The following is a 21,203-nucleotide window of genomic DNA, read 5'->3' on the forward strand; positions in this document are numbered from 1 at the left end:
GAGGTGAGAGGGGCGCGTGGTGTCGTTCCTGATCCGGGTCCTCCTTCCGGACAGCCCGGGGACCCTCGGCGCGGTCGCCACGGCGCTCGGCACGGTGGGCGCCGACATCCTCAGCGTGGACGTCGTCGAACGCGGCACCGGAGTGGCGGTGGACGACCTCGTGGTCGAGCTCCCGTCCGGCCGGCTGCCCGACGCGCTCATCACGGCGGCGGAAAGTGTCGAAGGCGTCGAAGTGGACGCGGTCCGCCCATACGCGGGCGTGCTGGACACGCACCGCGAACTCGAACTCGTCGAAGAGATCGCCGCGCAGCCGAAGTCCGGCCTCGACATCCTGGCCGAGGGCGTGCCCCGGATCGTGCGCGCGGGTTGGGCGATGATCGTCCAGCACGCCGAGACCGGCGCTCTCCGGCTGGCGTCGTCGAGCGCCGCCCCGGAAACCCCGATCACGGACCTGCCCTGGCTACCGCTTGAGCGCGCGACGGTGCTCGACGGCGAAGAAGCTTGGATCCCGGAGACGTGGAAGGAACTGGGCACCGAGCTCGCGGCGACGCCGCTGGGCAAACCAGGCAAGGCGCTGCTGGTCGCCCGCCCCGGCGGGCCGGCCTTCCGCGCGGCCGAGGTCGCCCGGCTCGCCCATCTCGCCGGGATCGTCGCGGTCGTCCTCGACGGCTAGCCCCGCACGTTGCCGAGAAGGGGACGAACCCGCGTGGTCTCGTACCCTTTTCGACGAACGCCAGGTCAGACGTCGATCTGGTAGGCGATCAGGCTGATGTGCGGAAACGGCCGCCAGTCCCGTTCGGCCAGGCGCGCGAACCCGAGACGCTCGTAGAGCCGGTGCGCGGCGTGCATCCGATCGAGGCTGCTCAGCACCACCTTGGGGATGCCCAGCGTCCGCGCACGGTCGAGCACGGCCCGCGTCAACGCCTCGCCGACACCGCGACCACGCGCCGACGGCGCCACCGCCAGCATCCGGAACTCCAGCTCCCCCGGACGCGAAATCTCGGCGTACGGCGAACCCGGCCGCACGACGGTCACGGTGCCGAGCACGTCCCCCGCCGCGTCGACGGCGACCAGCACCTCGGCCAGCTCGGCCCGGCTCGCGACGTCACGCAGCTTCGCGTCATAACCGACGTCGTCGGCCAAGTGACCATCGACGTCGTAGGCCTGAACCGTCACCTCGCCCGCCGCGGCGTACTCCTCGGGCCGCGGTGGCCGGATCTCTACATCACCCATCCGTCTCCCCAGACTCGTTTTCGGCGGTCTCGTCGCCGGCCGGCAGCGCCACCTCCTGCGCCGCCTCGGGCCCCTGCTCCAGCAGGACGCGGAAACCGGCCTCGTCGAGCACCGGCACCTTGAGCTGCACCGCCTTGTCGTATTTCGAACCAGGCGAGTCCCCGACGACGACGAAGGACGTCTTCTTCGAGACCGACCCGGCGGCCTTGCCACCGCGGGCCATGATGACCTCCTTGGCCTCGTCGCGGGAGAAGCCGTCGAGCGAGCCCGTCACCACGATCGACAGGCCTTCGAGGTTCCGCGGGACGGACTCGTCGCGCTCCTCCTCCATCCGCACGCCGGCGCGTCGCCACTTTTCGACGATCTCGCGGTGCCAGCCGACCTCGAACCACTCCTGCGTGGCGTGCGCGATGGTCGGGCCGACGCCGTCGACGTCCGCCAGCTCCTCCTCGGTCGCCTGCTCGATGCCCTCGATCGAGCCGAACTCGCGCGCCAGCGCCTGCGCCGCCGTCGGCCCGACGTGCCGGATCGACAAAGCGACCAGCACCTTCCACAGCGGCCGGTCCTTTGCCACGTCGAGGTTGGCGAGCAGCTTCCGCGCGTTCGCCGACAACTCGCCGGCCTTGGTGCGGAACAGCTCGACCTCGGCGAGGCTGTCCTCGTTCAGGTCGAAGACGTCACCCTCGTCGGCGATCACCCGCGCGTCGAGCAGCGCGGCCGCCGCCTCGTACCCGAGCACCTCGATGTCGAAGGCGCCGCGCCCGGCGAGGCTGAACAGGCGCTCCCGCAGCTGCGCGGGGCAGAAGCGGCTGTTCGGGCAGCGGATGTCCTTGTCGCCTTCCTTCTGGTAGGCGAGCTCGGTGCCGCAGGCCGGACAGTGGGTGGGCATGACGAACTCGCGTTCGTCACCGGTGCGCGCGTCCACCACCGGACCGAGGACCTCGGGAATGACGTCGCCGGCCTTGCGGATGACGATCCGGTCGCCGATGAGCACGCCCTTCCGCTTGACCTCCTCCTGGTTGTGGAGGGTGGCCCGCGCGACGGTCGACCCGGCGACCTTGACCGGCTCGGTGACCGCGAACGGAGTCACGCGCCCCGTCCGCCCGACGTTGACCTGGATGTCCAGGAGCGTTGTGATCGCCTCTTCCGGCGGGTACTTGTAGGCGATCGCCCACCGCGGCGCGCGCGATGTCGTGCCCAGCCGACGCTGCAGCGACACCTGGTCGACCTTGATGACGACGCCGTCGATCTCGTGCTCGGCGTCGTGCCGGTGTTCACCCCAGTAGGTGATGTGCTCGGTGAGCTCCTCGGCCGTGGTCAGGACTTTGCTGTGCGGCGACACCGGCAGGCCCCACGCGGCCAGCGCGTCGTATGCCTCCGACTGACGCGCCGGTTCGAAGCCTTCGCGCTTGCCGAGCCCGTGGCAGATCAGCCGCAGCTTGCGCTCCCGGGTGATCTTGGGATCCTTCTGCCGCAGCGAGCCGGCCGCGGTGTTGCGCGGGTTCGCGAACGGCGGCTTGCCCGCTTCGACGATCATCGCGTTCAGCTTGAGGAAGTCCTCGACCCGGAAGAAGACCTCGCCGCGCACCTCGACCAGGGCGGGTACCGGGAACTCGTCGGTGCCGGTCAGCGTCTCGGGCACCTGGTCGAGCGTGCGGACGTTCAGCGTGACGTCCTCGCCGGTGCGGCCGTCACCCCGGGTGAGCGCCCGGGTGAGGTGGCCGTTTTCGTACAAGAGGTTGATGGCCAGGCCGTCGATCTTCAGCTCGGCGAGGAATTCGGTGCGCCCGATCTCCTTCTCGACGCGCTCCACCCAGGCCTGGAACTCGTCCTGGTCGAACACGTTGTCCAGGCTGAGCATGCGCTCGAGGTGGTCGTACGCGGTGAACTCGGTCGAGAACGTGCCGCCGACGCGCTGGGTCGGCGAATCCGGCGTCACCAGCGCCGGATGTGCGTCCTCGATCTGCTGCAGTTCACCGAGCAGCTCGTCGAACTGCCCGTCGGAGACGATCGGCGAGTCCAGGACGTAGTAGCGGAACTGGTGGTTGCGCAGGTCCTCCGCGAGGGCGGCGTGCCGCTCGCGGACGTCGGCCGGGACGTCGGTGACGTCCTCGGCGGCCACCGGGGAGTCGACCGCTGCAACCTGGTCCTGGGGAAGTTCGGTGCTGCTCACGGGTGGTAACCCTAGTCGGAGGTACCGACATTTCCGGTCGGTCCGCCGCCCAGTGCGCGGACCAGTTCACGGAACTCCAGAAGGGTGATCGCGCCGGCCGGTTCGGCCGCCGCGGTCTCCACGCGCCGTAGCCGTTCGGCGGCGAGCCGTTCACCCAATGTGGCATCGAGCGGCAGGAACGTCATGGTCTGCCGGGCGGCTTCGTCGAGGTCGGCGAAGCCCGGGTGGAAGACGGCGACGTCGACCACGTGCTCGTCCTCGTCGACCTGTGCGACGACCCGGACGTCGGCCAGCGCGATCCGGTGCTCGCCGAGGTTGACGGTGACTTCCGTCGGATCGGGCACGGGCGGGACCGAGTCGTGGTACTCCCAGATCGCGTCGTCCGGCGGCGCGGCGGCCCGCCACGCGTCGGTGAACGGTCGGACCTCCGGGTCTTCCTGACCGGTCACGACCAGGGCGTAGATCGCCTGACGACCACGTTCGAGCGAAAAGTGCAGCCGCGGGTGCAGCGCCTCGACCAGCTGGCAGAGCTCATGCTCGACCCGGTGCGGCTCCCCCTCACCGAGCGCCGCGCTGACCATGGGGAGCAGGTCGTACCAACCTCGCCAGAACGCCTCCGCGGCGGCCGCCGGGTCCGCCGGCACGTGTTGCTCGGGCCACGCGGTGCGCGGGTCGGGCGGATCGGCGGCGGTGCTCTTGCGGCGGAACAGGCGCATGGTTACGGGTGGTCCTCGTTCGGTCGGCTACTCCGCCACGCTACTGGCCGGGCGGGGTGGACGTCGGCGAGTTGCCGGATTCCGTCACCAGCCTTCCGGGGGCTCCACGAAGGCCTTGCCGAGATCACGCGTCAGCGCGAGGGCGCGCCGCATCCATTCGGGTGTGGCGCCGGCGAGGCCGCAGGCGGGCGTCGGCACCGCGCGTTCGGCGAGGACGCTGCGGTTGAAGCCGAGCCGGTCGGACAGCCGGAACGCCGGCTCGCCGACGTCTTTCAAAGTCAGTGGGGACGCGGGCGCCGTTGTCGGAACCGCGCCCAGGAACAGCGTCGCCCCGCCGTCCCAGATTTCGCCGATCTCGTCGAGGAACGCGGCGGATGCGCCGTCGAGCACGGCGAGGTCGAAAGCCAGAGCGTCGGCACCGGCTTCGCGCAGCAGGCCGAGCGGTGGCTTCGCGGCGCAGCAATGCAAGATCACCGGCTGGCCGGTGATCGCCTTCGCGCCTTCGATCACCGTTGCAAGCAGGTCCCGGGCCTCCGGCTCCGCCACCGCGGAGACGTTCCCGTAGCCGGACGGCGTCGACAGGCCACCGGCCAGTACGACGGGCAACGACGGCTCGTCGAACTGGACGACCACGGGCGCACCGGTCCTGGCCTGGACCTCCGCGACGTGCCCGGCGAGGCCGTCCAACAGAGAGGACGTGAAGTCCCGCAAGGCGCCGTGGTCGGTGAGCACCCGATGACCTCGGGACAGCTCGATCCCGGCACCGAGCGTCCACGGGCCGGCCAGCTGGACCTTGAAGACCGGCGGGTTGGCTCCGGCCTTCTCCCGGGCCTCCTGCAGGGCGTCGAGATCCCAGCGAAGCAAGTCGACGGCCCGGCGGTGCTCGTGCCCGGGCCGCGACGCGACGCGGTAGCCGCTCGGCACGACCTCGACGGCCAGGTCGACCAGCAGCGCGGCGGTCCGGCCGAGCATGTCGGCACCGACGCCGCGGGCCGGCAGTTCCGGCAGGTGCGGGAAGTCCGGCAGCTCGCCGAACACGATCGCCGCCGCCTCCGCGGGGTCCGTGCCCGGCATCGAACCGATCGCCGTCGCGGCACCGCTGGGCCAAACTCGCTCACTCACGACCACCGATTCTGGTCGACCACCCGCCGGCGACGCCGACCGGGCTGCCGTACCGAGCTGCCCGGAGACAGACATACGCCGCATTTGCCGTTACCGGCACCGTGGCGGGGTCCGCGCGGATAGGCTCACCCGCCATGACGAGTTCGCCACCGCAACCGGGCTGGTACCCCGACGCGCGGGACCCCCGTCTGCACCGTTGGTGGGACGGCCGGGCCTGGACCGCCAACACCCGGCCGGCTCAGCAGGCACCACCACCGAGCGACTCCGAGCTGATCGAGCTGGACATCGAGCGGGCCCACGACCCGGCACGCGTCCAAGACCAGGTCAACCGCGCGACACGCGGGCGAGGCGCTGCGCGCACCGGTGGCGGGACGCTGTTCACCGAGCCGGTCCTGGTGGTCAACCAGCGCGCGAAGCTGATCGAGATGGCCAACGAATTCGGCGTCTTCGACCAGCACGGCAACCGGCTCGGCGGAGTCGTCCAGGTCGGCCAGAGCGCGCTGAAGAAGGCGATCCGTCTGCTGACCAACTACGACCAGTTCCTCACCCACAAGTTCGAGGTCCGGGACGCCAACCACAGCACCGTGCTCAAGGTGACCCGGCCCGCCAAGGTCTTCAAGTCACGGTTCCTCGTCACGAGAGCCGACGAGACCCCGATCGGCGAGATCGTCCAGGAGAACGTCTTCGGGAAGATCCGCTTCGGCTTCGTCGTCGACGGCCACTCGGTGGGCGGGATCTTCGCCGAGAACTGGCGTGCCTGGAACTTCTCGATCCGCGACCACGCCGGTACCGAGGTCGCCCGGGTGACCAAGACGTGGGGCGGGTTCCTCAAGGCCGCCTTCACCACCGCCGACAACTACGTCGTGGAGATCCCCCACCCGCTGCCCGATCCGCTCGCCAGCATGGTGGTCGCCGCGGCCCTCACGATCGACACCGCCCTGAAGCAGGACACCAACTAAAGCGAGTGACCGGCGTCTCAGCTTCTCCAGGTGGACAGCGTGCCCGACACGGCTCAGGGTGAATGGAGGCCGGGACACCGCAGTCTCGCCGGGACGGAGGTCACCGTGGAACCGTTGCCGGAAAGCAGCGACAGGAACTGGACCGAGCCCGGAATCTACGAGGTCTCGGCGGGCGTCTACCGGATCCCGTTGCCCCTGCCCAACGACGCTCTGCGCGCGGTCAACGTCTACGCGGTCACCGATGGCGAGAAGCTGGTCCTGGTCGACTCGGGCTGGGCGTTGGATGTGGCACGGGAACAGCTGGCGAACGCGCTGGGCGGGATCGGCGCGGAGCTCGCCGATGTCAGCGAGTTCCTCGTGACCCACGTGCACCGCGACCACTATTCGCAAGCTGTCGTCCTTCGTCGTGAATTCGGCTCGAAGATCGCCCTCGGCCAGGACGAAGAGCCATCGCTGAAGGCTTCCGGCAACCCTGACCGGCTGCCGATGGAAGCTCAGATCGATCTGCTGTTCCAGGCCGGCGCCCGCGAAGTCGTCGAAGCCCTGGGCCGCGACTTCGGCACGGACCGGCGGCACACCGAGGCCGACCTCTGGGAAGCTCCCGACGAGTGGCTGACTCCAGGACGACGTCCGATCCTGCCCGGCCGCGAGTTCGACGTCGTCGCCACCCCCGGTCACACGGCCGGCCATGTCGTGTTCGTCGACGACACCGCCGATCTGCTGTTCTCCGGCGACCACGTCCTGCCGCACATCACGCCTTCGATCGGATTCCAGCCCGTGCCGGCCGAGTTGCCGCTCAACGACTTCATCGACTCACTGCGCCTAGTGCGCGCGATGCCCGACCGCCGCATGCTTCCCGCGCACGGCCCGGTGTCCGAAAGCGTGCACACGCGGGTCGACGAACTGCTGGAACACCATCGGCAACGCCTCGAGACGATCGGCTCCCAGATCACGGCCGGCGCGAGCACCGCATTCGAGGCCGCGCACCGGATCGGCTGGACCCGTCGCAACCGCAAACTGTCCGAAATGGACTCGTTCAACCAGACGCTCGCAGTCCTTGAGACAGCGGCACATCTCGATCTACTGGTGTCCCAGGGCAAACTGACCACCCAGATCGTCGACGGCGTCCGCCACTACACGACACCCTGAGCGGCACCGCAACCAGCACCGCGGGTAGCCACGTCGTCGCAGTTACGACGCCAGCCGGTGTCCTGCATACTGGGTGAAATGGATGTCATCAGACGTGCCAGAGCGACGGACATCGAGGCGCTCGTGCGCCTGTTCGGGGCACCGGGCGAGCCGCTGGCAGCCGCACTCCGGGAACTCATGAACACCCCGCACGTCACACTGGTCGTCGCCGAGGACGACAACGGCGTCGCCGGTACCGCACAGCTGACGGTGCTGCGAGGGCTCGCGTGGGAAGGCGCGACCCGCGGCTTGCTCGAAGGCATCCGAGCCGCGCGGCGCGGCGTGACCAGCGCACTTCTGACCTGGGGCATCGACGAAGCCCGTCGACGAGGCTGCGGCCGTCTCCACCTCGATTCCGGCCTGCCGCGCGCCGACCTGCGAGACTTCTACGCGCGATTCGGCTTCGAGCAAAGCTATCAAGGGTTCACCCGAGTCCTGTGATACTGGCGCCGTGAGCGACTACACCATCCGCAGGGCGCGGCGCGAAGACATCGGTGCGATCGTCCGCATGTTGGCGGACGACCAGCTCGGTGCGGCCCGTGACGATCCCCGCGACCTCGAGCCCTACCTGGGCGCTTTCGAGCAAATCGACGCAGATCCGAACCAGCTTCTGGTCGTCGTGACCTTCGACAACGAACCGGTCGGGACCTTGCAGCTGACGGTCATCCCCGGCCTCGCCCGGCGCGGCGCCCTCCGCGGTCAGATCGAGGCGGTCCGGATCCACGCCGACCACCGCGGCTCCGGACTCGGCGCCGACCTCATGCGCTGGGCGATCGACGAGTCGCGACGACGCGGATGCGCACTCGTCCAGCTCACGTCGGACGTCTCGAGGACCGACGCACACCGGTTCTACGAGCGGCTCGGTTTCGTTCCGAGCCACACCGGGTTCAAACTCAAGCTCTGAGCGCTCGAAGCGTTGACGCCCAACAACTTTCCCTTCATCCACATAGGACATAAGCTCGATCAGTCCCCCTCCCGGAATCGGTGACGCACACGTCCGCGCACGCGAACCATTCCGAATCAATTCGCGTACGTCAAGCCGCGAAGGGCGCGAACGGACCGTTCGCTCCCTTTTACCACCCATTCTTCTGAATCTCGGTGACATTTCCCGCCAGGCCTCGTACCGTCGGACTCATGGCACCTTCGCAACCGCTCCGCAAACTCGTCCCTCCCGCCGGCTCCCCGAGCATCCACGACAAGCTCCCGTTCGTGCTGAGAACGATCCGCGCTGACCCGGATGTGTTGCAGCGCATGAAAGACGACCAGCTCGTCGACCTGATCCGCGTCACCGAGGCCGAGATCTCCAAGCTGCAGGCTATCCAGCTACGGGCGATCGCAGACCTCAGCGTGCGCCGGAGACGGGCGCCCGGTACGGCTTCCGAAGTGGCGTTGGCCCTGTCCATCACGGAACACCGGGCTGGCGCCATAGTCTCGGCGGCGAACGCGCTGATCGCCCGGCTTCCCCGCATGCTCACCCTCATGGACGACGGCCGGCTCGACCTCTATCGCGCCATGAAGGTCACGGATGCGACGGCGTGGCTGTCCAGAGACCACGTACGCCTCGTCGACGCGACGCTCGTGGACCGCGTTCCGGGACGCAATGCCACTCAGGTCCGCCGGGCCGCGGCCTATGCGGCTGCGAAAGCGGATCCGGAGGGCGCGGCGGAGCGCACCGAACGGAGCCTCGTCGAACGGCGGTTGGCCCTGCACCACCAGGACACCGGCGTGACCAGCATTTCGATCAACAACGCACCTACCGAGAAGGCGACTGCGGCTTACGCGCGTATCGACCAGGCCGCTCGGGCGATGAAGACCTCCGACGAGGCTCGAACACTGGACCAGCTCCGGGCGGACATCGCCATGGATCTGCTGCTCAGCGGAATGGGCGGCCAGAGCGAGCGCACCGAAGTGTTTCTGCACGTCGACCTGGCGACCTATCTCGGCGTGAACGACTCCCCGGCAGTCCTGGCCGGACGCGGACCCGTCGCGGCGGCAGTGGCCCGTCGCATCATCAGCGGCTCCGACACAACGCTCCGAAGAGTCCTCACCGATCCGCGTACCGGCCAGGTGATCGAGCTGTCGCCAACGCGGTACCCGCTGGACCCGACGCACGACGAGTTCATCCGAGTCCGGGACCGCGAGTGCCGGCAGCCCGGCTGCACACGTCCTGCGCAGAACTGCGGCATCGAGGCGACCCGGGCGCAGGGCGAGACCGCAGGGGCCGCGGACCAGCCGGTCACGTACTGCTCACGGCACCGCAGGCTGAAGAGCCAGCCTGGTTGGGATTACGAAGTCACGTCCGATGGCACGGTGAACGTCGCAACACCAGCCGGCCGGATGCACTCGACGACACCGCCGTCAATGCACTCCGGCCGAAGACGGGCGACCCGAGGCCGCAAGAAGACACGGCAATGACCGACGATCAGCGCGTGCCCGAGATCTTCGCGCTGCCCAGGACGATGTCCCCGCCCTCGGCATCCGGCCGGTAGAGCACGACGACCTGGCCAGGGGCCACGCCGCGCAACGGCTCGCGCAGATGCACCGTCATGGTGTCGGAGTCCACGTCGGCGGTCGCGTCGACGATGCCTCCGTGGGCCCTGACCTGCACCACGCATTCGGTCGGTTCGGCTAGCGGCTCACCACTGGGCCAGATCGCGCGGTCGGCCTCGATCGTCTCGATCCCGAGCCCTGCGACGGAACCGACCTTGACGGAGCCGGAAACCGGTTCGAGCGAAAGGACATATCGAGGACGGCCGTCAGGCGCCGGAGCCTCGATCCCGAGCCCCTTGCGCTGTCCGACGGTGAATCCGTGCACCCCGGTGTGCCGACCGAGCACTGCGCCGGTCTCCGCGTCCACGAGCTCGCCGGGACGCTGCCCCAGCCGGTTCTCCAGGAACTTCTTGGTGTCACCGTCCGGGATGAAACAGATGTCGTGGCTGTCCGGCTTGTTGGCGACAGACAGACCGCGCTGCTCCGCCTCGGCACGCACATCGGTCTTCCACGAGTCACCCAGAGGGAACATGGCGTGGCTGAGCTGCTCCGCGGTGAGGGAGGCGAGCACGTAGGACTGGTCCTTGCCACTGTCGGCACTGCGGCGCAGCTCGGGCACGCCGTCCACCACGGAGAGGCGCGCATAGTGGCCCGTCGCGACCGCGTCGAAGCCGAGCGCCATCGCCTTGTCGAGGAGAGCTTCGAACTTGATCTTCTCGTTGCAGGTGACACACGGGTTCGGCGTGCGTCCGGCGGCGTATTCGCCTACGAAGGTCTCAACGACCTCTTCGGTGAAGCGCTCAGCGAAATCCCAGATGTAGAAGGGGATTCCGAGGATGTCGGCGGCCCGCCGGGCATCGTGTGAGTCTTCGATCGTGCAACAACCGCGTGATCCGGTCCGCAGGGTGCCGGGCTTGGCCGACAGCGCCAGGTGCACGCCGACGACGTCGTGCCCGGCATCGACGGCACGCGCGGCGGCGACCGCCGAATCCACTCCTCCGCTCATCGCGGCCAAAACCCGCATTGCCTTACACCTCTTGCTTCTGGTTCTGCTTGCGCATTCCGGCCAGGCCTGCCTGCCGGGCGCGCGTGACGACTCCGCCGATCTCGGCGGCGACCGCCTCGACGTCCGCGGCAGTGGATGTGTGACCGAGGGAGAAACGGAGAGAACCCCGAGCCGCCGCTGGGTCGGCGCCCATGGCGAGCAGTACATGGCTCGGCTGGGCGACGCCCGCGGTGCACGCGGACCCCGTCGAGCATTCGATGCCCTTGGCGTCGAGCAGCATCAGCAGGCTGTCGCCGGCGCAACCGGGGAATGTGAAGTGAGCATGGCTGGGCAGCCGTTCACCATCTTCGCCGTTGAGGATGGCATCGGGTACCTCGCGCTGGATGACTTCGATGAGTCCGTCGCGGAGCTCCTCGACGCGCTTCGCGTAATCGGCCCGGGTCGAGACGCTGGCTCGGACCGCCGCCGCGAAACCGACGATTGCCGGGACGTCGAGGGTGCCGGAGCGAACGCTGCGTTCCTGTCCTCCGCCGTGCAGAAGGGGTACGCACGTTACGTCGCGGCCGAGCAAAAGGGCGCCCACGCCGAAGGGACCACCGAGCTTGTGCCCGGTCAACGTGAGCGCGGCGGCGCCGCTGGCCGCGAAGTCGACCGGGACGGCGCCGACTGCCTGCACCGCGTCGGTGTGGAGAGGAACGTTGAACTCGGCGCAGACCCCGGCGAGCTCGGCGATCGGGTTGATCGTGCCGACCTCGTTGTTGGCCCACATCACGGTCACCAGCGCCACGGTCTCGGGATCCACGGCGATGGCGGCACGGAGGGTGTCGGGCAAGACGCGGCCGTGGTTGTCGACTTCCAGCAACGTGATCTCGGCGCCGCAGTGGGATTCGAGCCATTCGACCGTATCGAGTACGGCGTGGTGCTCCGCGGCTCCGACCAGGATGCGTCGACGCTGCTCCTGCTCATCGTGGCGGGCCCAGAAGATGCCCTTGAGCGCGAGGTTGTCACTCTCGGTGCCGCCGCCGGTGAAGATCACCTCGGAGGGGCGGGCGCCCAGGGCGTCGGCGATGGTTTCCCGAGCTTCCTCGACCATCCGCCGGGCGCGGCGGCCCGAAGAGTGCAACGCGGAGGCGTTGCCCACGTTGGACAGCGCCTCGGTCATCGCCGCTACGGCTTCGGGCAACATCGGAGTGGTCGCCGCGTGGTCGAGATAGGTCATCGCTCCATCAGGGTAGTCCGCTCCACCGCGTGACGAAGTCCACCCTGGCCTCGAAGTGGGCTGTCACACCTTCGACGGCCAGCGTCCGGTCAGCCGGACCCCCACTAGCGCAAGGGTCACCAAGGCCACCGTGAGCAGGGCCATCGCCGGCGACGGATCGAGGACCGAGCCCACCACGCCGAGCAGGACGCCACCCAGGCCGATGAGCAGCGCGGAGCCCACCCAGTCGGCCAGCTGCATCGCCGAGGTGTTGAAGCCGCGCTCACCCTCGGGTGAATAGCGGAGCAGGAGGACGGAGATCGCGGGCATCGCGATGCCCATGCCGGCGCCGCCGACCGCGCAGGCCACGAACGCCGTCCAGGCGGGGAACCAGGGCTGGGAAACGAGGCCGAAGCAGACCAAACCAGCCGCGACCAGCCAGAACCCGGTGCGGAGCGAGGCCTCCCTGGACCAGTTGAGGAACCGGCCTTGCGCCGCCGAGGCCGCTGACCAGCCCAACGCCGTGATGGTCAGCGGCAGGCCGGCAAGGGCGGGGCTGTAGCCATGGACCGCGCTCATCGTCAGGGGCAGGTACGCCTCCATCCCGGCATACGCGCCGGCGATCAGGGCGCGGGACGCGACGACCGTCGGGAGGCCGGGGCGAGATGACAGCGTTCCGGTCGGGAGCAGCGTCCGGAGGGCGTAGCCGAGGGCGACGAGCCCGGCCGTGCCGTAGGCGAGGGCGAGCAGCGATTGGTGCTGAGCCGCCCACGTCAACGCCGCGACGCCGAGGGCCGCGATGATCGCCCGGACCACGCCCGCGCGGCGGCCGTCGGCGGACGGCACGTGCACAGGTAAGCGGCGGATGACCACAACCAGCATCGCCACGCCGATGACCACCAGCGGAACCAAGCCGAGGAAGACCCAGCGCCAACCGATGCTGACCGTCACCACGCCGGCCAAGGACGGCCCGAGTACCGCCGGCAGGACCCAGGCGGCCGCGTTCGCCGCGTAGATCACCGGGCGTTCCTGGTCAGTGAACGTCAACGCGATCAGGAGCGAGACCGAAACCAACAGCAGTCCCGAGCCGAAGCCCTGTAGCGCGCGGCCGAGGAGAAAGATCGGCATCCCGCTCGCCGTCCCCGCGACGACCAGGCCCACCGCGAACAACGCCGGACCCGCCAGCAGCGCCGGCGCCGGACCGCGGCGATCGCCGATCCGGCCAGACAGCACCGTTGCGACCACACTCGAGATGAGGAAGATCGTGAACGGCCACGAGTACAGCGACAACCCGTGCAGGTCCGCGACCAGGGTCGGCATCGCCGTCGCGACGCCCATGTTCTCGAACGCGACCAACGTGACCACGAGCAGCAGCGCGATCGTGGTCAGGCGGTGTTCCGCGGTCCACAGCACACTGCGGCGACGGGGCGCGGAGTCGAGCGTCGAGGCCATGATCAGCAGCGTGCAACCTCCAGCTCGCTGGAGGTCAACCCGATTCAGGCTGTGCGGTGCGTCACCGGCTCCAGACGCAGGTCGCGGGCCAGCGCGGCGGCCTCGCCGCGAGAGCTGACGTTCAGCTTGTTGAGGATGTTGCGGACGTGGAACTTCACCGTGTGCTCGCTGAGCTGCAGCTGTCCGGCGATCTGCCGGTTGCGCAGGCCCTGCGAGATCCCGGTCAGGACCTCGGCCTCGCGCGGGTTGAGCCGGTCGAGCGGACGCAGTTCCGGCGGTTCGGCGATGCCGACCGGGAGGACGGCGGTAACCGTGGTGCCCCAGCCAGGCACCGCGTCGACCTCCCAGTGGCCGCCAAGGGCCGTGAGCCGCTCGGTCAGGCCGCGGGCCGGGATCACGGCGGCGACTTCGGGGCTGTCGTCGCGGACCGTGATCCGCAGAACCGCGCCGTCGAGCCGCCACGACGCCCGCAGGCGCGTGGTCGCCGGACGGTCCAAAGCGGCGAGCACCAGCCCGCGGGTCATCGTCCGCGCCGTGTGGGCTATGTCCTGAGGCAGCGATGCGTCGCTGGCCGGGGTCGACCAGGTCGACGTCGACCTCGGTCTGGCGGACCAGGTCGGCGAGCTGGGTCCGGAGCAGGGCGAAGGCCGCACCCGCCCGTTCTTCGGAAAGGGCTTGGTCGCGGTCGACGACGCCCTTCAACTCGAGCAGCGCGTCGGTGGCCAGGTCGACCGCCGTGCAGCGGGCGACCACATCGGAGAGACGTACCAAGCGCAGCACCGCCAGGAGCGTGGTCAGGGGGTCGCCGCGTGGGTCTGGCCGAGGTCCGTGATCGCCTGAGCCCGCGCGGTGGCCGCCGCGAGGTTGCCGGCCAGGACGTCCAGGCCCGGATCGGCCGCGCGTTGGCCCGCGTCAGTACTGAGGATGTGCCACAGCCGCGCGGCCAGCTCCAGCTCAGCTGTCGGCAGCTCCGTGTCCTCCGGCACGACGGCGAGCACGGCGCCCCTCCCGACCACCGGCATCGACGAAAGAAGGACAAGACGGCGTTCGACGCCGCCCAGCACGCCGTCGACCACCAGGGCCTTGCCCGGCTCGCTGCGGTCGACCAGCCGTTGCAGCTCGACGCTCGTCACCGCATCGGCGATCACCTGGTCACCGACGACTTTGAGCGGGCTGCGCGGACAGTCCCCGGTCTGCATCGCCGCCGCGCGATGCGGGATCAGCTTCCCCAGCTCGGCGGAGAACCGCAGCAGCAGGTGGGACCGCGGCGCCGACAGCAGCCGCTCGACGACGTCGAGCACGTGCCGCGGATCCGACCAGGAAGCGTCCATGCGTCCTAGGTAGGTGCGCCCGGACTCCGGCCACCTGCTCGTCCGAGTGGTTCGGTGGAATAGCCGGGCGAGTTGACTCCTTGGAGAGGACATTCGAAGTCACAAACCCGAGGAGCGCAGAGGACACCATGCGAGCGATCACCTTCTCCGCCTACGGCGGGCCGGACGTCCTGCAGCTGTCCGAGGTCCCGGTGCCGGAGCCCGGCCCGGGACAGGTGCGGCTGGCCGTCCGGGCCGCCGGGATCAACCCGATCGACTGGAAGATCCGCAACGGCTTCATGCAGCAGAATTTCCAGGTTCCGTTCCCGCACACCCCCGGCGTCGAGGTGGCCGGCGTCGTCGACTCAGTCGGCGAGGGCGCGGACTTCGCCGTCGGTGACGAGGTGTTCGGCTGGTCCGAGACCGGCGCGTATGCCGAGTACGCGCTGGCGAAGACGCTCGCGCCGAAGCCCGCCGGCATTTCGTGGGCGGACGCGGCGGCGTTGCCGGTCGCCGGCGAGACGGCGCTGCGCATTCTCGGGCTGTTGGAGGTCCGCGAAGGCGAGACGCTGCTGATCCACGGCGCCAGCGGCACGGTCGGGCGGTTTGCCGCGCAAGTGGCCATCGCTCAGGGATTGACCGTCATCGGCACCGCCGGCAGCCGGAACCTCGACGACCTGCAGTCTTTGGGCGTCGTGCCGGTGCTCTACGGCGACGGCTGGCTGGACCGGGTCCGCGAGGCCGCGTCCGGGCCGGTGGACGCCGTGTTCGACGCCGCCGGACACGGGGTGCTGCCGGGGTCGGTCGAACTGCGGGGCACGAAAGACCGGGTCATCACCATCGCCGATGGTGCCGCTTTCGAGCTCGACATCCCGTTCTCGAGCGGGGGCGAGCAGTCGCGTGAGGTCCTGACCGGGATCGCGGGCTGGGTGACCGACCGCGGGGTTCGCATCGCACAGGGCAAGAGCTACCCGCTCGCCGAAGCTTCCGCTGCGCAGATCGAGAGCGAGAACGGCCACCCCGGCGGGAAGCTCACGCTCGCTGTCAGCTGACGAACCGGCTGCGTCCGGCGCGGGATCGAGTGTGCCGCGGGCCGAGCGGGGTCCATGCAAAGCAGGGCCCGGACACCGCGAACACAGTCCGTCAAACGGCGAACGGGCCTGTCATCGGGTCACGATGACAGGCCCGCGCTGACAAGACCGCGAACGCCTCCCAATCCGGGCCTGTCGCCGGATCGCGGCGACGGGGCCCGGATCACTTCGCGGGAGGCGAAGCCAGTGGGACCGGCTGAGGACGCCGGGTCCGGCGCCGCTGCTGGGCCGGGATCTTCACCGTCCCCAGCGCCGAGTGCACCGCGGCCTCGGCGAGAGCCGCCAGTTCACGACGGTTCTCCGCCCGGCTCGGGGCGATCTCCGGGCAGATGTGGATCTCGAGCACCAGCCCGCGCAGCGCCGCGACCCGCCGCAGGGACGCGATCAGCGACTCCGGGCCGATGAACGCCGGCCGGCTCGTCTCGCGGCCGTCCGCGAGGCGGTACCTCAGCGCGATCGGGCGGACCGGGACGCCGCCGTCGATGGCCGCCTGGAACGTCGCCGTCGTGAAGCGGCCCGATGCCAAGCCGCACCACGTTGTTCCCTCCGGGGTCACGCTCACCAGCGACCCCGTCCGCAGCGCGTCGGCCAGCGACGCCATCGTGGCCGGCAGCGTCGTCAGCCGCTCGCGGTCGAGGAAGATGCTGCCGCCGCGGCGGACCAGGCCGCCCAGCACCGGCCAGCCCGCGATCTCCTTCTTGGCCAGCGCGCGCATCGGGCGCAGCGCGTTGATCGCGACGATGTCCAGCCACGAAATGTGGTTGTTGACCACCAGTGCACCACGGCCGGCGGGCGCGGTCAGGAAGTCGGCGCCGCCGTGGATGTCCAGCCGGACGCCGAACGCCCGCAGCATGCCGCCGAAGATCAGCCGGACCCGGCGCTCGCGGCCCCACGACACCAGCAGCAGGGGCGCCGTCAGCAACGCCGAAAAAACGACGAAGATCGCGGCGGTGACGCGCAAGACGCGCCGCGGGAAGCCGACGACCGGGTCGGCGTCGGTCAAGCAGCCGTCGCCGCACGGCGAGGCCGGCATCCACGCGTGGCTCATACCTGGACCCCGAGGAAGAACTTCAGGTACCTCTCGTCGACGTTGTGCAGGTCCAGCACGACGAAGAAGTCCGCGACGCCGAAGTCGGCGTCGAGCGCGGGCGGCCCGTAGGCCTTGGCGCCGAGCCGGACGTAGCCCTTGATCAGCGGCGGCAGGATCGAGCGAGCGGGACGTTCGATTCCCGACGCGTCCCACGGGATCAGCGGCGAGACGCGCGTGGCCTCGTCCGAGTAGTGCTTGGTGCGCAGGACGTCCCAGACGCCGGCAGCGAACGAGCCGCCGTCCACCAGCGGGACCGACGCGCAGCCGGCCAGGTAGCGGTGGCCGGAAAGCAGCATGTAGCGGGCGATCCCGGCCCAGACCAGGCTGACGACGGCGCCGCTGCGGTGGTCCGGGTGCACGCACGACCGGCCGGTTTCGACCAGGGACGGCCGAAGCCCGTCGAGCGCGCTGAGGTCGAATTCGCTGTCGGCGTAGAGCTTCCCGGCCTGTACGGCGCGGTCCGGCGGCAGCATGCGGTAGGTGCCGACGATTTCGCCCGTGTTGTCGTCGCGGACCACGAGGTGGTCGCAGAACTCGTCGAACTCATCGGCATCGAGACCGGCGATCGGCGAGTGCAGCCGCGCGCCCATCTCCTCGGCGAAAACCCGGTGACGGAGCTTCTGCGCGGCGACCACTTCATCGTTCGCGTGGGCGACGAGGAGGGAGTACCGGGGAGCGTCCGCAGGGAGGTCGGCACCCGCCTGATCAGTGCTGACGAGGAGCTGTGACGTCGTCATGGTCAAGGTTTACCCGCGCGGAGGAAACCGCGGAGAGTGCCATCCGATGACCGATTAGTGCACGTTCAGTTAATTGCGGGTTCTCAGGCTTCTATCAGGTCCCGAGAACGCGCGAAGGGCCTTCCGGGAAGCTCCCGGAAGGCCCTTCGGAAGAGCAATCAGCCCTTGCGCTTCTCGACCGCTTCGGTCAGCTGCGGCGCGACGTTGAACAGGTCGCCGACGATGCCGAAGTCGGCGATCTCGAAGATCGGCGCCTCCGCGTCCTTGTTGACGGCGATGATCGTCTTCGACGTCTGCATGCCGGCGCGGTGCTGGATCGCGCCCGAGATGCCGAGGGCGATGTACAGCTGCGGCGACACGGTCTTGCCGGTCTGGCCCACCTGGAACTGCGCCGGGTAGTAGCCGGAGTCGACAGCGGCACGCGAAGCGCCGACAGCCGCACCGAGCGAGTCGGCCAGCTTTTCGACGACGTCGAACTTCTCCGCCGAGCCGACACCGCGGCCGCCGGAGACCACGATCGAGGCCTCGGTCAGCTCGGGACGGTCACCGCCGGTCACCGGCTCGACGCCCGTGATCTTGGTCGACTTCGCCGCGTCGGTGGCGGGGAGCTCGACGGTCTCCTCGGCCGCCGCACCCTCGGCCGGCTCGGCCTCGACCGCACCCGGGCGGATGGAGACGACCGGCGCGCCCTTCGTTGACTTCGACTTGACGGAGAACGCGCCACCGAAAATGGACTGGTCGATGACGCCGTCGCCGTTGACGCCCACGGCGTCGTAGATCAGGCCGGAGCCCAGACGCACGGCCAGGCGGGCGGCGACCTCCTTGCCCTCACCGCTGGCGGTGACGAGCACGGCGGCAGGGGACGCCTGCTGCGCCAGCGCGGCGAGCACGTCCACCTTCGGCGTGACCAGGTAGTTCGCGGCGTCGTCCCCTTCGGCGACATACACCTTGGCGGCGCCATGGGAAGCCAGCGCCTGCTTCGCCTTGGCGGCGGTCCCGGTCGGGCCGACGACGACGGCCGACGGCTCACCGAGCGCGCGGGCCGCGGTCAGCAGCTCGAGCGTGACCTTCTTGACCTCACCGTCGACGTGGTCGACGAGGACGAGTACTTCAGCCATGTTCTTGGTTCCTCCTCGAAGAGCCGTTGTCAGATGAGCTTCTGGCCGACCAGGTACTCGGCGACCTTGGTGCCGCCGTCGCCCTCGTCCTCGACCTTCTCACCGGCGGTGCGCGGCGGCTTCGGCGAGGATTCGGTCACGGTGGACCACGCGTTGCCGAGGCCGACCTCACTCGCGTCGACACCCAGGTCGGCGATGGTGAACGTCTCGACCGGCTTCTTCTTCGCGGCCATGATGCCCTTGAACGACGGGTAGCGCGGCTCGTTGATCTTCTCGCCGACGCTCACCACCGCGGGCAGGGTCGCCTCGAGGCGGGTCAGGCCGTCCTCGGTCTCGCGGACGGCCTTGATGGTCGTGCCGTCGACCGTGACCTCACGGGCGTAGGTGACCTGCGGCAGGCCGAGCAGCTCGGCGAGGATCGCCGGGATGGCGCCACCACGGCCGTCGGAGGACTCGTTGCCGGCGATGATCAGGTCGAAGCCTTCGACCTTCGCGATCGCGGCGGCGAGCACCTTGGCGGTAGCGATCGCGTCGGAGCCGTGCAGCGCCTCGTCGGAGACGTGGATGGCCTTGTCGGCGCCCATGGACAGCGCCTTGCGGATGGCGTCGGTCGCGCGGTCCGGGCCCACGGAGATCACGGTGACCTCGCCCTCGCCGGCTTCCTTGATCTTCAGCGCCTCTTCGACGGCCTTCTCGTTGATCTCATCGAGCACGGCGTCGGCGGATTCACGGTCAAGGGTGTGGTCGGTCCCGTTGAGCTTCCGCTCCGAGTAGGTGTCCGGTACCTGCTTGACCAGGACAACGATGTTCGTCATGGGTCTGCTTCGACCTCCCGGTTGTGCCCCGCGGGACGACCACGGGTCAGTGCTCTACTGGCCGGTAGATTAGGGCCAATCGGCGCGCAGGACCCGCCGAGGTGACGCCATTCACCTGGATGCGCAATCTAGTGGGACCATCGTCCCGGTAGCCGACCGGTTACCCCACCTGAACCACCGTTCGTCCAATCGGACCAACCACGGCCTACTCGCGGTGGGTGTCAGGCATTAACCTCCCCCACCATGCCCGCGCGCATCGCCGTCATCACCGACTCGAGCTCCTGCCTGCCCGACCTCGTCGCCTCCCGCTGGGCCATCGGAGTCGTCCAGATCCAGCTGAACCTGGGTGGTCACTTCGACGACGAAAACCGCTTCGACCGCGGCGAGGTGATCGACGCCATGAGAGAGGGGCACGTGATCACCACTTCGCCCCCGGATCCGGGGGCGTTCTTCTGGACCTACCAGGAGGCGGCGGCCTCCGGCGCGACCGCGATCGTCAGCATCCACATCTCCGGCCGCATGTCCGACACCGTCCGCGCGGCCCGGGAAGCCGCCCAGCAGGTCCGCATCCCGGTGCATGTCTTGGATAGCCGCACCACCGGGATGAGCTTGGGCTTCGCCGCTGTGTCCGCGGCCCGGGCGGCTGCGGCGGGCGCGGACGCCGGCCGTGTCATCGAAGCCGCCGAACGCCGGTGCTTCACCAGCACCGAGTTCATCTACGTCGACACGCTGGAGTACCTCCGCCGCGGTGGGCGGATCGGCGCCGCGCAGGCGATGCTCGGCACCGCGTTCTCGATCAAGCCGCTGCTCACGGTCAAGGACGGCGAGGTCGCGCCGCTGGCCCGCGTCCCCGGCACGCGGCGCGCCCTGGCCAAGATGGTGGATCTCGCGGTCAAGAAGTCCGGCGGCTTCCGCGCCGACATCGCCGTGACCCGGTTCGGGGCGAGCGATCACGAACTCGAAATCGGCCGGCAGATCGAACGCCGGGTCCCGGCGATGGCCGAGAGCATGGTCGTCGAAGCGAGCACGGTCATCGGCGCGCACCTCGGCCCCGGCGCGCTCGGCATCACGGTGTCACCGGTGTACTGACCCGGCGCCCCGGAATAGCCAGCAGCACGAGCGGCACAAGCACGGTCAGCCCCGTCAGCGCGATGATGAGCACCTGGTCGATCGCCTCGAAGTGCGACACGTGCCCGAGGTGGTACGCGAAGTGCGGAACGCTGAAGAGCAGCGCCGCCACCGAAGCCAGCCGGGCGACGGCTGTGGTGCCGATCACGGCGGCACCGATCAGCGTCGCCGCGAGCGCCAGGTTGAGGCCACCGAAGTCGCGCAAGAGGTGTTCGTTGAAGGGCCCGTCCATCGAGACCCAGCCCGTGCGGATGCCGGGAAAGTCCTGGTAGAAGCCGGTTGGTGTGATCAAAGGCCACAGTCCGGTCGGGACCTCGACGAGGCCGAAGAGAACGAGCAGAACGCGGGTGATTGTCCGTTGCATGACCACGGAACGA

22 protein-coding genes are annotated in these 21,203 nt (G+C 69.4%); 8 read left to right on the forward strand and 14 right to left on the reverse strand.

Going from position 1 to position 21,203, the window contains the following annotated elements; all coding sequences use genetic code 11:
* The first annotated feature begins 19 nt into the window (after positions 1-19).
* Positions 20-673, forward strand: coding sequence for an amino acid-binding protein (locus AB0M59_RS13860; protein WP_364613766.1), 654 nt, complete (start codon positions 20-22; stop codon positions 671-673).
* A gap of 65 nt (positions 674-738) precedes the next feature.
* On the opposite strand, the gene AB0M59_RS13865 is transcribed toward AB0M59_RS13860, so the two are convergent.
* From AB0M59_RS13865 to AB0M59_RS13880, 4 genes are all read right to left on the reverse strand, one after another.
* Positions 739-1,233 (reverse strand): GNAT family N-acetyltransferase, encoded by a 495-nt coding sequence (locus tag AB0M59_RS13865; RefSeq protein ID WP_364613769.1) that lies wholly within the window; start codon positions 1,231-1,233, stop codon positions 739-741.
* Positions 1,226-3,406 (reverse strand): NAD-dependent DNA ligase LigA, encoded by a 2,181-nt coding sequence (gene ligA / locus AB0M59_RS13870; protein ID WP_364613772.1) that lies wholly within the window; start codon positions 3,404-3,406, stop codon positions 1,226-1,228. Before ligA ends, AB0M59_RS13865 begins: the two co-directional genes overlap by 8 nt.
* 11 nt (positions 3,407-3,417) lie before the next feature.
* A complete protein-coding gene (locus AB0M59_RS13875) occupies positions 3,418-4,122 on the reverse strand; it encodes a hypothetical protein (RefSeq protein ID WP_364613775.1) in 705 nt (234 codons plus the stop codon).
* An 84-nt stretch (positions 4,123-4,206) separates the two neighbouring features.
* Positions 4,207-5,244 carry a methionine synthase gene (locus tag AB0M59_RS13880; RefSeq protein WP_364613778.1) on the reverse strand — a complete coding sequence of 346 codons (1,038 nt, stop codon included), beginning with the start codon at positions 5,242-5,244 and terminating at the stop codon, positions 4,207-4,209.
* 134 nt (positions 5,245-5,378) lie between these two features.
* Between AB0M59_RS13880 and AB0M59_RS13885 the strand changes: the two genes are divergently transcribed.
* The 5 genes from AB0M59_RS13885 to AB0M59_RS13905 all read left to right on the forward strand — a co-directional run bounded on the left by AB0M59_RS13885 (position 5,379) and on the right by AB0M59_RS13905 (position 9,806).
* Positions 5,379-6,203, forward strand: coding sequence for a phospholipid scramblase-related protein (locus tag AB0M59_RS13885; protein WP_364613781.1), 825 nt, complete (start codon positions 5,379-5,381; stop codon positions 6,201-6,203).
* A gap of 105 nt (positions 6,204-6,308) precedes the next feature.
* Positions 6,309-7,352 carry an MBL fold metallo-hydrolase gene (locus AB0M59_RS13890; RefSeq protein WP_364613784.1) on the forward strand — a complete coding sequence of 348 codons (1,044 nt, stop codon included), beginning with the start codon at positions 6,309-6,311 and terminating at the stop codon, positions 7,350-7,352.
* A 78-nt stretch (positions 7,353-7,430) separates the two neighbouring features.
* The gene (locus tag AB0M59_RS13895) at positions 7,431-7,832 is read left to right on the forward strand and encodes a GNAT family N-acetyltransferase (protein ID WP_364613787.1); all 402 of its coding nucleotides are present in this window, start codon (positions 7,431-7,433) and stop codon (positions 7,830-7,832) included.
* Between the two features lie 10 nt (positions 7,833-7,842).
* Positions 7,843-8,295, forward strand: a complete 453-nt coding sequence (locus tag AB0M59_RS13900; protein WP_364613790.1) for a GNAT family N-acetyltransferase — start codon at positions 7,843-7,845, stop codon at positions 8,293-8,295.
* 305 nt (positions 8,296-8,600) lie between these two features.
* Positions 8,601-9,806, forward strand: a complete 1,206-nt coding sequence (locus AB0M59_RS13905) for a DUF222 domain-containing protein (RefSeq protein ID WP_364613793.1) — start codon at positions 8,601-8,603, stop codon at positions 9,804-9,806.
* A 7-nt stretch (positions 9,807-9,813) separates the two neighbouring features.
* On the opposite strand, the gene mnmA is transcribed toward AB0M59_RS13905, so the two are convergent.
* From mnmA to AB0M59_RS13930, 5 genes are all read right to left on the reverse strand, one after another.
* The gene (mnmA, locus tag AB0M59_RS13910) at positions 9,814-10,905 is read right to left on the reverse strand and encodes a tRNA 2-thiouridine(34) synthase MnmA (protein WP_364613796.1); all 1,092 of its coding nucleotides are present in this window, start codon (positions 10,903-10,905) and stop codon (positions 9,814-9,816) included.
* Positions 10,906-10,909: 4 nt separating this feature from the next.
* The gene (locus AB0M59_RS13915; RefSeq protein ID WP_364613799.1) at positions 10,910-12,106 is read right to left on the reverse strand and encodes a cysteine desulfurase family protein; all 1,197 of its coding nucleotides are present in this window, start codon (positions 12,104-12,106) and stop codon (positions 10,910-10,912) included.
* Between the two features lie 63 nt (positions 12,107-12,169).
* Entirely contained in the window at positions 12,170-13,537 is a 1,368-nt protein-coding gene (locus AB0M59_RS13920; RefSeq protein WP_364613802.1) for an MFS transporter, read from the reverse strand.
* Positions 13,538-13,581: 44 nt separating this feature from the next.
* Positions 13,582-14,061 carry a LuxR C-terminal-related transcriptional regulator gene (locus AB0M59_RS13925; protein ID WP_364613805.1) on the reverse strand — a complete coding sequence of 160 codons (480 nt, stop codon included), beginning with the start codon at positions 14,059-14,061 and terminating at the stop codon, positions 13,582-13,584.
* A 270-nt stretch (positions 14,062-14,331) separates the two neighbouring features.
* Positions 14,332-14,868: a hypothetical protein gene (locus AB0M59_RS13930; protein WP_364613808.1), complete on the reverse strand. Its 537-nt coding sequence runs from the start codon at positions 14,866-14,868 to the stop codon at positions 14,332-14,334.
* Between the two features lie 128 nt (positions 14,869-14,996).
* Here AB0M59_RS13930 and AB0M59_RS13935 point away from each other — a divergent pair, with 128 nt between their 5' ends.
* Positions 14,997-15,899 carry an NADP-dependent oxidoreductase gene (locus AB0M59_RS13935; protein ID WP_364613811.1) on the forward strand — a complete coding sequence of 301 codons (903 nt, stop codon included), beginning with the start codon at positions 14,997-14,999 and terminating at the stop codon, positions 15,897-15,899.
* Between the two features lie 202 nt (positions 15,900-16,101).
* Here AB0M59_RS13935 and AB0M59_RS13940 read toward each other — a convergent pair whose 3' ends face one another.
* The 4 genes from AB0M59_RS13940 to AB0M59_RS13955 form a co-directional block, all read right to left on the reverse strand.
* Positions 16,102-16,986 (reverse strand): lysophospholipid acyltransferase family protein, encoded by an 885-nt coding sequence (locus tag AB0M59_RS13940; protein WP_364613814.1) that lies wholly within the window; start codon positions 16,984-16,986, stop codon positions 16,102-16,104.
* The gene (locus AB0M59_RS13945; RefSeq protein ID WP_364613816.1) at positions 16,983-17,765 is read right to left on the reverse strand and encodes a GNAT family N-acyltransferase; all 783 of its coding nucleotides are present in this window, start codon (positions 17,763-17,765) and stop codon (positions 16,983-16,985) included. Before AB0M59_RS13945 ends, AB0M59_RS13940 begins: the two co-directional genes overlap by 4 nt.
* Positions 17,766-17,923: 158 nt before the next feature.
* Positions 17,924-18,883 carry an electron transfer flavoprotein subunit alpha/FixB family protein gene (locus tag AB0M59_RS13950; protein ID WP_364613819.1) on the reverse strand — a complete coding sequence of 320 codons (960 nt, stop codon included), beginning with the start codon at positions 18,881-18,883 and terminating at the stop codon, positions 17,924-17,926.
* A 29-nt stretch (positions 18,884-18,912) separates the two neighbouring features.
* Complete coding sequence (locus AB0M59_RS13955; RefSeq protein ID WP_364613822.1) at positions 18,913-19,698, reverse strand: electron transfer flavoprotein subunit beta/FixA family protein; 786 nt, start codon at positions 19,696-19,698, stop codon at positions 18,913-18,915.
* A gap of 243 nt (positions 19,699-19,941) precedes the next feature.
* Between AB0M59_RS13955 and AB0M59_RS13960 the strand changes: the two genes are divergently transcribed.
* The gene (locus tag AB0M59_RS13960; protein WP_364613825.1) at positions 19,942-20,787 is read left to right on the forward strand and encodes a DegV family protein; all 846 of its coding nucleotides are present in this window, start codon (positions 19,942-19,944) and stop codon (positions 20,785-20,787) included.
* Here the strand turns inward: AB0M59_RS13960 and AB0M59_RS13965 are convergent.
* Positions 20,765-21,190 (reverse strand): hypothetical protein, encoded by a 426-nt coding sequence (locus tag AB0M59_RS13965; RefSeq protein WP_364613827.1) that lies wholly within the window; start codon positions 21,188-21,190, stop codon positions 20,765-20,767. The genes AB0M59_RS13960 and AB0M59_RS13965 overlap by 23 nt on opposite strands.
* Positions 21,191-21,203: the final 13 nt, after the last annotated feature.

Source organism: Amycolatopsis sp. NPDC051371 (assembly GCF_040682155.1).
In the GTDB taxonomy this organism is placed as follows: Bacteria; Actinomycetota; Actinomycetes; order Mycobacteriales; family Pseudonocardiaceae; genus Amycolatopsis.

What these genes read in the sequence shown, in the direction of transcription:
- AB0M59_RS13915 (WP_364613799.1), bottom strand. Translation starts at nt 12,106, where the DNA reads ATGACCTATCTCGACCACGCGGCGACCACTCCGATGTTGCCCGAAGCC.
- AB0M59_RS13925 (WP_364613805.1), bottom strand. Translation starts at nt 14,061, where the DNA reads ATGACCCGCGGGCTGGTGCTCGCCGCTTTGGACCGTCCGGCGACCACG.
- AB0M59_RS13945 (WP_364613816.1), bottom strand. Translation starts at nt 17,765, where the DNA reads ATGACGACGTCACAGCTCCTCGTCAGCACTGATCAGGCGGGTGCCGAC.
- AB0M59_RS13935 (WP_364613811.1), top strand. Translation starts at nt 14,997, where the DNA reads ATGCGAGCGATCACCTTCTCCGCCTACGGCGGGCCGGACGTCCTGCAG.
- AB0M59_RS13955 (WP_364613822.1), bottom strand. Translation starts at nt 19,698, where the DNA reads ATGACGAACATCGTTGTCCTGGTCAAGCAGGTACCGGACACCTACTCG.
- AB0M59_RS13940 (WP_364613814.1), bottom strand. Translation starts at nt 16,986, where the DNA reads ATGAGCCACGCGTGGATGCCGGCCTCGCCGTGCGGCGACGGCTGCTTG.
- AB0M59_RS13930 (WP_364613808.1), bottom strand. Translation starts at nt 14,868, where the DNA reads ATGGACGCTTCCTGGTCGGATCCGCGGCACGTGCTCGACGTCGTCGAG.
- AB0M59_RS13895 (WP_364613787.1), top strand. Translation starts at nt 7,431, where the DNA reads ATGGATGTCATCAGACGTGCCAGAGCGACGGACATCGAGGCGCTCGTG.
- AB0M59_RS13875 (WP_364613775.1), bottom strand. Translation starts at nt 4,122, where the DNA reads ATGCGCCTGTTCCGCCGCAAGAGCACCGCCGCCGATCCGCCCGACCCG.
- mnmA (WP_364613796.1), bottom strand. Translation starts at nt 10,905, where the DNA reads ATGCGGGTTTTGGCCGCGATGAGCGGAGGAGTGGATTCGGCGGTCGCC.
- AB0M59_RS13965 (WP_364613827.1), bottom strand. Translation starts at nt 21,190, where the DNA reads ATGCAACGGACAATCACCCGCGTTCTGCTCGTTCTCTTCGGCCTCGTC.
- AB0M59_RS13960 (WP_364613825.1), top strand. Translation starts at nt 19,942, where the DNA reads ATGCCCGCGCGCATCGCCGTCATCACCGACTCGAGCTCCTGCCTGCCC.
- AB0M59_RS13950 (WP_364613819.1), bottom strand. Translation starts at nt 18,883, where the DNA reads ATGGCTGAAGTACTCGTCCTCGTCGACCACGTCGACGGTGAGGTCAAG.
- AB0M59_RS13865 (WP_364613769.1), bottom strand. Translation starts at nt 1,233, where the DNA reads ATGGGTGATGTAGAGATCCGGCCACCGCGGCCCGAGGAGTACGCCGCG.
- AB0M59_RS13885 (WP_364613781.1), top strand. Translation starts at nt 5,379, where the DNA reads ATGACGAGTTCGCCACCGCAACCGGGCTGGTACCCCGACGCGCGGGAC.
- AB0M59_RS13920 (WP_364613802.1), bottom strand. Translation starts at nt 13,537, where the DNA reads ATGGCCTCGACGCTCGACTCCGCGCCCCGTCGCCGCAGTGTGCTGTGG.